The organism is Amycolatopsis rhizosphaerae (assembly GCF_007713715.1).
Classification (GTDB): Bacteria; Actinomycetota; Actinomycetes; order Mycobacteriales; family Pseudonocardiaceae; genus Amycolatopsis_E; species Amycolatopsis_E rhizosphaerae.
Genome location: NZ_VJWX01000222.1, coordinates 1 through 11328, shown reverse-complemented (window position 1 = coordinate 11328; position 11328 = coordinate 1). Strand labels below are relative to the sequence as shown.

Here is an 11328-nt window from a genome sequence, read left to right as displayed (position 1 = left end):
GGATTGCCGTGAGGGGGTTACTCGCTGGTTTGGGGTTGTTCGCCGGTGATGGCGGCGAGGGCGAGGTCCCTGGTGGACTCGGGGACGTCGGCGGGTGCGGTGAAACGGCGGGACCGGATGTGGGCAAGCAGGTCCGGATCCGGCGCAACCCCGTGCTCACGCAGGTAGTACGCGACCGCCCCGGGCCAGGCCCAGGAGCCGTCGGTACGGAAGTTCATCGGCACCGCGTCCTCACGGTCCGGGGCGAACGCATCCGGCCCCCTGCTACGCGACGCCAGGATCACCGGCGCCGCATCAAGATACGCCAGCACACGCTCGACCTCGCCGGGCACAAGCGGCTCACGGCGGATGAGCGGCTTGCCAGACGCGTCGAGACCATCCCAGATACGCGGAGTCCGCACCTCGCCGTCAGTCGTCGGCACGGGCGCGGGGGCCAGACCGGCACGCTCAAGCAGCCACACCGGAATGTGCTCCTCGGCCCGCGGGAAGAACCGCAACTCGTCCTGGAAGCCCACTGGCGGCGGCGACTGCCGAAACGGCGGCTCCAGATCGGGCCGCACGAACTCGACCACAGGGGGCCGCGTGGGCTCGAACACCAAAACCGCACCCAGCCAGGTGCCCCGCCCGGGCTGATACATGCCCGACCGCAACACACCCAGCAACCGCACCGCCTCCGGATGCGGCCGCACCCCCCGGGGCACCCCATCCGGACCGGTCACCAACAGATCAGCCTCGACATGCCGCCCGGCGGCCCGGTACTCGACCCGCAACTGCCGCCACCCCGGCGGCACCTGCGACGTCACCACCGCCCCGACCTGCGCGACAAGCTCCCGCTGCTGCTCCGGCCGCAACGGCCCCGGTGGCTGACTCATGTTCCCTCCGGCTCAGATGGTGATCTCGCCGACGCGGGTCCCCACGAGCAGGTGGTGGGGCAGGTAGTCCGACTCGACGTCGAACGCCATCCCGGCGTCGCGGGCGAGGCAGGCCATGGCGAGCGGGGCCAGCGCGACGATGCTCGTGGTGTCCCTCGGGCGTTCGGGATCGGCCGTCCAGTACTGCTTGTGCAGCTCCAGCGCGGTGAAGAGCGCGTCGGCGAACTTGCCGTCCTCCCGCTGGGTGTAGAGGTAGAACAGCTCGATCGGCGGGAAGTAGAGCTGCAGCACGGCTTCCGGGGTGGAACCCCGCAGCGCCTCCGGCTCGGTGCCGCGCATGGCCGCCAGCACGGTCTCGATCAGGTCGCCCTCGCCCCGGACGTGGCCCTGCAGCGCCCGCACCCAGTCGAAGACGAACTCGTCGTACTGCGGGCCCGACTCGCGCAGCAGGTCGACCGGGACGGCGGCCAGCAGTTCGAGCCGCGCCCGGTCCCGCGCCACGATGGCCAGGTACACCGTCTTGAGCCAGTTCATCGCGTCGCTGTCCTGCGTCGGCCCGGTCGCCGGCCGCCGGATCACGTCTTCGCCGTAGCGGAACTCGACCTCCTCGCCCTCGCGCCGGGTCGCGGTCAAAAACAGCGCGCCGCCGCCCTGCAGGGCCCGGGCGAACGCCAGCCAGGTCTCGCTGTCCGCCGCCCGCGGGTCGGCGCCGCACCGGCTGGCGAACTCGTTGTACGAGCGTTCCAGGGCGAAACCGGGACCGAGCACGTCCGTTTCGATGTCCTCACGTGCCTCGTGCCGGCGCGCGCTGAGCCGTTTCACCGCGCGTTCGGCATTCGGTGCGTCGAAGTCGTGCCGGGCAACAGTGCGCACGCTTTCGTCACTCCTAACGATTCTTCGGCGGCCGGGCCGAAAGGTCGAAATGCTTCAGGTTGTAACCACCGTACACGGGGCGTTTCTTGTACTGGCCGGGGTTGTCGGGGTCCGGGACCGGGTGTCCCGCCCCGTCCAGCTCGACTTCGTCGCGCACCCGGGCCTTGGCCACGTAATAGTCGAGATTCCCTTTTCGTTTCGCCCTGGCGAGGTCTTCGGCGAGATTCTGCTCGGCCTCGGTGCCATTGCGCCGCATGTTGTCGATGATGCTGTCGACGTATTTCGGATGGCCCTGCTCGTAGCGGAGGGGATCGCCGGTCGGCCCCTGCCGGGTGCCGAGCCCGGCGTTCGGCCCCTTCGCCTCGACGACCACGATCCTGGGCTTCCCGTCCGGGCCGGTGACCTCGTAGATCTGGTCGAACCGGCCCGAGCCCGGCTTGTCGCCGAGCCGGGTGTTGTCGCCGTGGATATCCGGATCGGGCAGTTCCTTGATCTGGTGGTCCGGCGGCGGGAACTTGTCCGCGATCGCGTCCCGCGCGGCGTGCTCGCCGAGTTCTTCGCCGAGGTCGGTCCGGTCGCGGTGCGCCTCGGAGCGCTCGCGCTCGATCTCCTCGTCGACGGTGCCGCTCTTCTTGGCGTCCTGGTAGTCCGCCTCGGCCTCCCGCGCGCGCTGGTTCGCTTCGTGCCGACGGTCGATCAGGGCCTGGGCTTCGTCCTTCTGATGCGGGGTCGCGGCATGCTCGACCTCGTTGTGCTTGTGGTAGGTCGCCTCTTCGAAGTCGTCGGACTTCGGTTCGAACCGGTCGCCCTCCGGCTTGGTCTTGTCTTCCTTGATCTTCGGGAGGCGGTCGTCGACGGCGTCGGTCTGGTCGGCGTTCTTGCGGGAGTACTCGCCGTTCTTGTTCGGCCCGTCGTAGTACTTCTCCCGGTAGGCGTCGTCGTTGATCTTCTCCTTCATCGGCGCCCTCGGCTCCCGGTCCGGGTGCTCGATGGCGACCGGTTCGTCGTCGATGTAGCGCTCGCCGCGGTGGTGCGCGCTGTCGGCATCGACGTCGTGCGGATCGCCGTGGTGGGACTCCGGGGCGAAACCGTCGGAGCCCGCGTGGTGGACCGAACCGTCCGGGTGGTGGGTGGTCCATTCGCCGTCCGGCGGGATCCGGGGCCGCATCCGGCCGTCCGGGCCGATCTCGTAGTCCGACGAGAAGACGCGGCCGTGCGCATCGGTCCACGCCGGCTTCGACGGCGCCAGCACCTCGGTGTCGAGCTCGCGCGAGAGCCGGTGTGCGAAGTCGTTGGAGCCCGCGTCGCAGCCGATCAGCCGGATCGGGCGGCCGTCGTAGTCGCCGTTGCGGCGCAGGATGTCCGCGAACTCTTCCGGCGTGTAGAGCCGGTCACCGATCCGGGCGTGGCCGTCCGGCGTGACGTGCACGTCGACGGTGTAGCGGCCGTGCGGGTCGGGCTGCACGCGATGCGGCAGGTCCCCCATCTCCGGGTCGCCCGCGTGGTACGAGCTGCCCGACGGTGTCCTTTCGGAATGCCGCGCGTTGACCTCGTCCGGGGTCAGCGGCTCGGAGTCGCCATGGTGCCCGGCGCCGTCGGTGTCGTGGTGCCCGGGGCCGTTCTCGTGCGGCTCGTGGCCGTGGGGGCCGCCCTCGGGACCGTGCGGACCGCCGGGGCGGCTGCCCGGACCGTGACCACCGGGGCGGGTGTCCGGGCCGTGCGTGCCCGGGCCGAAACCGCGGGCCGCCGGGGCGGGCGTCTCCGGCACGCGCTGACGCGGGGTGTCCCCGCCCGGGCGCGGCCGCCCTTCGGGCAGGTCGCCGCCCGGGCGAGGACGGCCGGGCGCGCCGAGGTCCGGCGTGCGCGCGCCCGGACTGCCCGGAGTTCCGGTCCAGCCGGGGCCGCCCCCCGCACGCGGCGAACCGCCGCCGGGTGCGCCACCGGGTGCGCCACCGGGCGGCATGCCGCCGCCCGGCATCGGGCCGCCGCCCTGCGGCGGGATACCGGCTGCGGCGGCGCCGTCCCCGCCGCGCGGCGAAGGGAACTGGGTGCCCGGGTCCCCGGCGCTGGGGGCGGTCGGCGCGGTGCCGCTGGAGGTGGTGCCGTCGGTCTGCGGCGGCGCGGCGCTGCTCGGGGTGTCGGCCCCGGCGCGCGAACCCGGCGCATCGGCACCGGCATGCGAGCCGGGCGCGCCCGAGTGCGCGGGCCCGTCCCCGGCGGCGTGGCTCGGCGAGCCGGAATGCGTGGGTGCCGGGCTGCCGTCGCCCGCCCTGGGGGATGACGGATTGGTGTCCGCGGTGCGGGACGGCGCACTGTCACCCCTGTGCGAGGGGGTGTGGTCTTCGGCATGAGCCGGCGCGGGGCCCGGGTTGTCGGCGTGGGAAGGCGAGCGGGTCGGGGAAGAACCCGAGTCCCCTGCATGCGAGGAAGCGCTATCCCCGCCATGGGTCGGTGCCGAACCGCCGTCACCGGCGTGCGACGGCGAGCGAGTCGGCGAAGAACCCGAATCCCCCGCGTGCGAGGAAGCGCCATCGCCACCGCGAGTCGGTGCAGGGCCCGAATCACCGGCGTGCGACGGCGAGTGCGTCGGCGAAGAACCCGAATCCCCAGCATGCGAGGAAGCGCCATCGCGACCATGAGTCGCGGCCGAACCGCCGTCACCAGCGTGCGACGGCGAGCGAGTCGGCGAAGAACCCGAATCCCCCGCATGCGAGGAAGCGCTATCCCCGCCATGGGTCGGTGCCGAACCGGTGTCCCCGGAGCGAGTGCGGGGCGTACCGCTGTTGTCCGAGCGAATCGCCGAGGGCCCGTCCCCGGACGGCGAACCGTCACCGCTGCGTGCCGACGGCGAATCGCCGTTGCCGGTGCGCGGAGGCGACCCGTCCCCGCCGGAGGCGCTGTCCCCTTCGCCACCGTGCGAACCTTCACCGTCGCCGCTGTGCGAACCGTCCCCTTCGCCGCCGTGCGAACCTTCGCCGTCCGAACCGCCGTGGGGCCGGGCGTGGACGCCGCCGCCCTCCTTGGGGATCCGGTGGACGAAGCCGCCTTCCTTGACCTTCAGCCCGTGCAGGCCGCTGACCTTGCCCAGCACCTTGCCGAAGACCTTCGCGATCTTCTCGAAGATGTCCACCAGCTTGCTCAGCAGCGGCGACACCTTGCGGATGGTGTCGGTCAGCTTCTTGAGCAGGTCCCCGATCTTCTTGCCCCACTTGGCGATCGCGGCCGACGCCTGCGCCACGACGACCGGCGTGCCGAAGCCGAGCGAGAAGACCTCCTCCATCACCCAGGAGATCAGCTTGCCCACGAGGTCGGCGATCAGCTGCCGCACAGTCTGCCGGACGAACGAGACGACCTGGCCCATGAGCATCGTGACCGTGCCGATCGCGCCGGCCACCGTCGCCGCGCCGCTGAGCGCGTCGCTGTGCTCGGCGGCGGACTTCCGGTACGCGTCGGCGCCCTCACCGGTCCAGCCGGTGGTGCCGTTCTTGACCGCATTGTCGAAGTCGGTCTTGCGCTCGCCCAACGCCTTCGAGATGTTGCCCCAGGTGTCGGCGTAGGACTGGATCACCGGCGGGTTCCCCGCGAGGGAGTCGAGCATGTCCTTCAGCGGCTGCACGTGCTCCATGAGGAACGACGCCACCGACGACATCAGGTACCCGAACGGGTCGATCGCGGCCCCGGCGATCTCACCGGCCAGGCTGAGCATGCCCAGCCCGCCGGAAACCCAGTCCCCGTCCTTGATCCCGTTGAACGCGTCCATCGACGTCTCGGCGAGGCCGATACCGCCCGCCCAGCCGTAGTCACCGTTGCCCGCCGTCAGCGGCCCCGGCCCGTTCGGGTCCTTCTTCGCCTCCGCGACCAGCGGGTTCCCCTCCGCCATCACGCACCGCCCGCGGTCTTGTTCAGGCCGTCGGCCACGCCGGACTCGTACTCGTCGTAGGCGGCCGCGGCCTCGCGGACGTTGCCGGAGACGGCGGTCATCGCCTCGACGGCCTTCTGCAGCGCGTCGATCCCGTACTGCTCGACCGGGTCGAGCAGCATCCGGAACGGCTGGCAGAGGATGCCGTACGCGTCGGTGGGCATACTGACCTGGTTCGCCGCGTCGACGGCCTGCTGCAGCCCGTCACCGATGGCGTCGAGCTGCTGCGCGTGCGCAGTGAGGTCGGTGCTGAGTTCCAAGTCCGCCACGGTTCCCCCTTTTCATGCCTCAGGACAGGATCGGTCCGCCGAAGAAGTCGTCATCGTCGTTGTCGGCCCGGCGCCGGTGCCGGGGCGGTTGTGGTGGCCGTGGCGGCTGTGGCGGCGGCGGGGTGCGCGGCGCCGCGGGTGGCTGCTCTTCCGTGTCCTCCGGCAGAAACCGGCGGACGGGCGGCTCCGGTGACGCGGGCTCCGGGTCCGGCGGCGGCTCCGGGAACGTACTCTGCGCTTCGCGGATGATCTCGGCCGCGGCCTGGTCACCGGTGCCGGTGGTCTCGGCCATCGCCTGCTGCAGCAGCTCCGGGATCCGGGCCTGCGCGCGCTGCACCAGCTGCATCACCTGCGCCGACACCTCCGCCATCCGCTTGCCCGCGGCGGCTTCGGTGATGACCAGGTTCTTCAGCAGACCGCGCGAATCGACGGTCACCTGGACCGAACCATCCTTCGACCGCTCGGTGACCGACTGGCCCTGCATGCGATCGGCCAGCGCCTGGTACCGCGCGGCGTTCTCCTCGAGCCGCTTGGTCCAGTTGTCGATCATCACGTCGCTGGCGTCGATGCTGTCCGGCATCCGGGCCCCTTCTCTCGGCATTCTCCCTACTGACGGATCCGGGCCGTCCGCGGTTCCGTCGTGCGGTGAAGACACCGGAGGCCACCCTAGCGGACCCGGAGGCACGAACGGTGCCTCCGCCGCATTATCCACCGGAGTCCTGCTCGTGGTGCCGGGCGAGGGCGCGGTGACGCGAGGGACCCCGCGACGTCCGTCCCCAATGGACGCTCAGGACAAGGCCACCGGGCGGCCGGGCCCGCGATCACGATTCGTGAACGCAGCGAACGCCGGTTCGTCCTTGGTCCCGGCGGGCGTTACTGGTGGACTGACCGCGGACAACGATTGCTGGAGGAGAAACCGATGCGTGCCATCATGATCAGGGAGTCCGGCGGCCCCGAGGTGCTGGACTGGACCGAGGTTCCCGACCCCGTGCCGGGCCCGGGCGAGGTGATCGTCACCGTCGCCGCCACCACGGTGAACCGGGCGGACGTGCTGCAGCGCCAGGGGCTCTACCCGCCGCCGCCCGGGGCGAGCGAAATCCTGGGGCTCGAGTGTTCCGGCACCATCAGTGAACTGGGCGAAGGCGTCGAGGGCTGGCGGATCGGGGACAAGGTGTGCGCGCTGCTCGCCGGTGGCGGCTACGCCGAGCGGGTCGCGGTCCCCGCGGTGCAACTGCTCCCGGTGCCGGACGGAATCGATCCGGTCACCGCCGCGGCCCTGCCCGAAGCCGCCTGCACCGTCTGGTGCACGGCCGTCCTGCGCGCCGGTCTCCGCGAGGGCGAGGTACTGCTCGTGCACGGCGGGGCCGGGGGCATCGGCAGCCACGCGATCCAGGTGGGCAAGGCACTCGGCGCGACGGTGGCGGTCACCGCCGGCTCGGCGGAACGGCTCGAACAGTGCCGTCAGCTCGGGGCGGACATCCTCGTCAACCACCGCGAGCAGGACTTCGCCGCGGTGCTACGGGAGGAGACCGCCGGCGCGGATGTGATCCTCGACAACATGGGAGCGTCCTATTTGGACCGCAACCTGGACGCGCTGGCCTCCGGCGGCCGCCTGGTGATCCTCGGCTTCCAGGGCGGCCTCGCGGCCGAGCTCGACATCGCCCGCCTGATGCGCAAGCACGCCACCATCACCTCCCTGGCGCTGCGGCCCCAGCCGGTCGAGGCGAAGGGGCGCATCGTGTCCGCGGTCCGGGAAAACCTCTGGCCGCTCGTCGCCGAAGGCGCCGTGCGACCCGTCGTCGGCCGGACCGTGCCGCTGGCCGAGGCGGGCGAAGCACACCGTGTCATGGAGCAGGGCAGCGCCTTCGGCAAGATCCTGCTCACGGCCGAGTAATCCTTGCCCCCCGGCAGCGCCGGTGGAGAGGAGTCGCTAGCCGCGCAGGCCGTGCTTGTCCAGCCAGGCGGCGAGGGTCCCGGCGATCGCCTCGGGGTGGTCTTCCGGCGTGTGGTGACCGGCGAGAAGATCGTGTTCGGCGATCTCCAGTCCCGCGATGGTCTTCGCACACCAGTCGAGAAGACCGGGGCCGTACATCGCGCCGGGACCCGGCCGGAAGGTGAGCAGCAGCTTGGGCACCTCCGGGCTGGCCGCCAGCCAGCGGCCGTAGGCGTCGATCCTGGCCACGACGTCCGCCGGTTCCCCGCCGAGCGGCATCGAACGCGCCCACCGCAGCATCGGGATCCTGCTTTCCCTGGTGGGATAGGGCCGGAGGTAGGCCGCCATGTCCTCTTCGGACACCCGGCGCGCGGTGGAGCCCGCCATTCCCCCGTCGAGGAAGGCCATCCGGTCCAGCATCAGCTCCTCGCCCACGCCGGGAGTCTTGATCGCCCGGAACAGCTCGCGGCCGCCCTCGGGGAACTCCTCCCACGACAGGGACTTCACGATCGCTTCGGTGAAGGCCACGCCGAGGACGCGGCCGGGGTGGCGGGCGGCCCAGTCGAAGGCGAGCGCCCCACCCCAGTCGTGCCCGACGAGGACCACGCGGTCGAGACCGAGGGCGTCGAACCAGCCGTCCAGGTAGCGGGCGTGGTCGTCGAAGGTGTAGTCCAGGCGCGGTTTGCCGGACTCCCCCATGCCGATCAGGTCCGGCGCGAGCCTGCGCCCGCGATCGCCGACGGCGGGCAGCACGTGCCGCCACAGGTGGGACGAGGTGGGGTTGCCGTGCAGGAAGACCAGCGGGACACCGGTGCCGAGTTCGCGGTAGTACATCGGCGAGCCGAGAACGTCCACAGTGGGCATTTCATCTCCTGGGTTGTCTGTTGGGAAAGTACTTTCAGCAGTTGAGGCGCATCACCCGCCCGACCGCGATTTCGATCACGACGCGGCCGGGCGGGTCGGGAGGCAGGGCCAGGTAGCGCAGGGCGTAGCGCCGCGCCGCCTCGGCGACGCGGCGGGGGCCGGCGGAGACCGTGGCCGGGCCCTCCAGGGTGATCCAGCGGAAACCCTCGGCCTGGCACAGTGCGGCCCGTCCCGGCGCGGCGGCCAGGTTGCGGACCTTCCCGCTGGAACCGCGGGTCAGCACGCGGGCGAGTCCGGTGTCCTCGTCCCAGGTGAACCGCACCGCGACCGCGTGCAGGGAGCCGTCGGCCCGGGTGGTGGTCAGCGTGGCCGGGTGGGGCTCGGCCAGGAACGCCCGCGCCGCGGCGGGAAGCGGCGCGCGCGGGGTCACCGGAACGCCGCGAGGTTGCGGGCCACCCAGTCCGCGTAGGTCCGCGGCGGGCGGCCGAGCACACCCTCGGCATCGGGGCTGACCCGGCTTTCCGCGGGCAGCGGGTCGCCCAGGATGTCGAGCGTGCCCTCCACCACGGCCTCGGGCATGACGGGCAGCATGCGTGCCCGCGCCTCGGCCCGGGTCTGCTCGGCGAACTCCACCGGTTCGCCCAGGGCCTGCGCGAGCACCCGCACCTGCTCGCGCGGCGTGATCGTTTCGGGCCCGGTGAGCTCGTAGACACGTCCGTTGTGCGACGGTTCGCACAGGACCGCGGCGGCGACGGCGGCGATGTCCGCGGGGTCGATCACCGGGAGGGCGACGTCCCCGAACGGCGCCTCGACCATCCGCCGGGTGCGCACGGACTCGGCCCAGGCGAAGGTGTTGGAGGCGAAGCCTCCCGGCCGCAGCACCGTCCAGTCCACAGAGGACGACATCAGTGCCTCTTCGTGCCCGCGGGCGTGGCGGTAGGTTTCCGGACGGGTCCCCGCGCCCTGCGAGGACAGCAGGACGATCCGCCGCACCCCGCCCGCCTTCGCGGCGTCGAGGATGCCCTGCGGGGAATCCCCCGCGACGAGCAGGAAAAGAGCTTCGGCACCGTCGAGCACGGGCCGCAGACCGTCCGGATCGGACAGATCCGCCTGGCGGTGCCGGGCGCCCTCGGGCAGGCCCGGCGCCTCCGGCTGCCGCGACACCGCCGTCACCGGCTTTCCGGCCGCGAGGAGTTCCCGCACGAGCTGCCCGCCGACCTGCCCGGTTCCTCCGGTCACCACGATCATTTCGTCTTCCTTTCGAGTGCGTTCGCTGTCTCGAAGGAAGCTACCGGTCTGGGTATAGTAGGTACCTAGAGGAAAGTAATGGACGAAGGGGCCGGATGTGACCACCGACACAACCCGCAGGCCCGCGACCGGCGCGGATCCGGAGCAGGCCTGCCCGATCGCCGGGGTCGTCGACCTCGTCTTCAGCCGCTGGACCACGCCGATCCTGTGGGCGCTCCACGAATTCGGGCGCCAGCGGTTCGTGGAACTGGAGCGGCGCCTCACCTCGATCAGCCCCAAGGTCCTGACCCAGCGGTTGCGGCAACTCGAACGCGACGGGCTGGTGCGGCGCACCTACTACCCGGAGGTGCCGCCGCGGGTCGAGTACGAGATCAGCGACCTGGGCCGCAGCCTCGCACCGCTGTTCGCGGCGCTCGCCGACTGGTCCGCCGCCAACCTGCCGCAGGTCGAGCAGGCCCGGCAGGACTACGACGCCCGGTGACGCGGCCGATCAGTCCCGGGTGAGCGCCGACGGCGAAGCGGCCGGGAAGGCGAGCACCGCGCCGAGGCTGACCAGCGCGACCGCGACCATGTACCACGACACGGACAACGAAGATCCGGTGGAGCTCTGCAGCGCGGTGGCGATGAGCGGGGCGAAGCCGCCGCCCAGCACCGCGCCCACCGCGTAGGAGAACGAGGCACCGCTGTAGCGGTGGCGCGGTTCGAACAACTCGGCGTAGAGCGCGGACTGCGGGCCGTAGGTCGCGCCGAGCCCCACGTTGATCACCACCACCGCGACCACCAGCAGCCACGGCTGCCGCGTGTCGACGAGCAGGAAGAACGGCACCGGCCACAGCACCAGCAGCACCGAACCCGCCAGGTACACCGGTTTGCGGCCGGCGCGGTCCGACCAGACGGCGGTGGCGATGATCGCGACCAGCCAGGTCACGCTGCCCACGATCACCACCACGAGCATCACCGCCCGGCTCAGCTTCAGCACGGAAGTGCCGTAGGACAGCAGGTAGGCCAAAAACACGTACCCGATCGCGGTGTTGGCGACGAAACTGCCCGAGGCGACGAGCACCTCGCGCGGGCGCTCGCGGAGAACCTCGATCATCGGCAGCCTGCTGCGAGCCCGCTCGCGGCGCAGCCGCTCGAACACGGGGCTTTCCTCGACGCGCAGCCGGATCACCAGGCCGACGGCCACCAGCACGATGCTGAACAGGAACGGCAGCCGCCAGCCCCAGGACCGGAACTGGGCTTCGGTGAGCGCGCCGTTGAGCACGAAGAACACCAGTTGCGCCAGGATCAGCCCGGCCGGAACCCCGATCTGCGAGAAGGAGCCGTAGCGTCCCCGCCGCCCTTCGGGCG

At 71.6% G+C, this 11328-nt stretch carries 11 protein-coding genes; 2 read left to right on the top strand and 9 right to left on the bottom strand.

Features of this window, described 5'->3' with window-relative positions; genetic code table 11:
- Window positions 1-17: 17 nt before the first annotated feature.
- Genes FNH05_RS21135 through FNH05_RS21115 form a run of 5 tightly spaced genes read right to left on the bottom strand, consistent with a single transcriptional unit; the run spans window position 18 to window position 6513 of the window.
- Window positions 18-872 carry a ferredoxin gene (locus FNH05_RS21135; protein WP_144590444.1) on the bottom strand — a complete coding sequence of 285 codons (855 nt, stop codon included), beginning with the start codon at window positions 870-872 and terminating at the stop codon, window positions 18-20.
- 12 nt (window positions 873-884) lie between these two features.
- Window positions 885-1745: an immunity 49 family protein gene (locus FNH05_RS21130; protein WP_186382660.1), complete on the bottom strand. Its 861-nt coding sequence runs from the start codon at window positions 1743-1745 to the stop codon at window positions 885-887.
- A 13-nt stretch (window positions 1746-1758) separates the two neighbouring features.
- Window positions 1759-5625: a hypothetical protein gene (locus FNH05_RS21125; RefSeq protein WP_246127867.1), complete on the bottom strand. Its 3867-nt coding sequence runs from the start codon at window positions 5623-5625 to the stop codon at window positions 1759-1761.
- Entirely contained in the window at window positions 5625-5933 is a 309-nt protein-coding gene (locus FNH05_RS21120) for a type VII secretion target (RefSeq protein ID WP_144590442.1), read from the bottom strand. The genes FNH05_RS21125 and FNH05_RS21120 overlap by 1 nt, the downstream gene beginning before the upstream one ends.
- Before the next feature lie 19 nt (window positions 5934-5952).
- On the bottom strand, window positions 5953-6513 hold the full coding sequence (locus FNH05_RS21115; protein ID WP_144590441.1) for a YbaB/EbfC family nucleoid-associated protein: 561 nt from the start codon (window positions 6511-6513) through the stop codon (window positions 5953-5955).
- A gap of 339 nt (window positions 6514-6852) precedes the next feature.
- Between FNH05_RS21115 and FNH05_RS21110 the strand changes: the two genes are divergently transcribed.
- A complete protein-coding gene (locus FNH05_RS21110) occupies window positions 6853-7827 on the top strand; it encodes an NAD(P)H-quinone oxidoreductase (RefSeq protein ID WP_144590440.1) in 975 nt (324 codons plus the stop codon).
- 36 nt (window positions 7828-7863) lie between these two features.
- Here the strand turns inward: FNH05_RS21110 and FNH05_RS21105 are convergent, their stop codons facing one another.
- From FNH05_RS21105 to FNH05_RS21095, 3 genes are read right to left on the bottom strand one after another with little or no spacing between them, the layout of a single operon-like run.
- Entirely contained in the window at window positions 7864-8730 is an 867-nt protein-coding gene (locus FNH05_RS21105; RefSeq protein WP_144590439.1) for a haloalkane dehalogenase, read from the bottom strand.
- A gap of 34 nt (window positions 8731-8764) precedes the next feature.
- Window positions 8765-9160, bottom strand: a complete 396-nt coding sequence (locus tag FNH05_RS21100; RefSeq protein WP_144590438.1) for a pyridoxamine 5'-phosphate oxidase family protein — start codon at window positions 9158-9160, stop codon at window positions 8765-8767.
- Window positions 9157-9978 (bottom strand): NAD(P)H-binding protein, encoded by an 822-nt coding sequence (locus FNH05_RS21095; protein WP_144590437.1) that lies wholly within the window; start codon window positions 9976-9978, stop codon window positions 9157-9159. The genes FNH05_RS21100 and FNH05_RS21095 overlap by 4 nt, the downstream gene beginning before the upstream one ends.
- Before the next feature lie 97 nt (window positions 9979-10075).
- Between FNH05_RS21095 and FNH05_RS21090 the strand changes: the two genes are divergently transcribed.
- Window positions 10076-10459: a winged helix-turn-helix transcriptional regulator gene (locus FNH05_RS21090; protein WP_144590436.1), complete on the top strand. Its 384-nt coding sequence runs from the start codon at window positions 10076-10078 to the stop codon at window positions 10457-10459.
- Between the two features lie 9 nt (window positions 10460-10468).
- Here FNH05_RS21090 and FNH05_RS21085 read toward each other — a convergent pair.
- The coding region (locus FNH05_RS21085; RefSeq protein WP_144590435.1) for an MFS transporter at window positions 10469-11328 on the bottom strand (860 nt) is incomplete at its 5' end.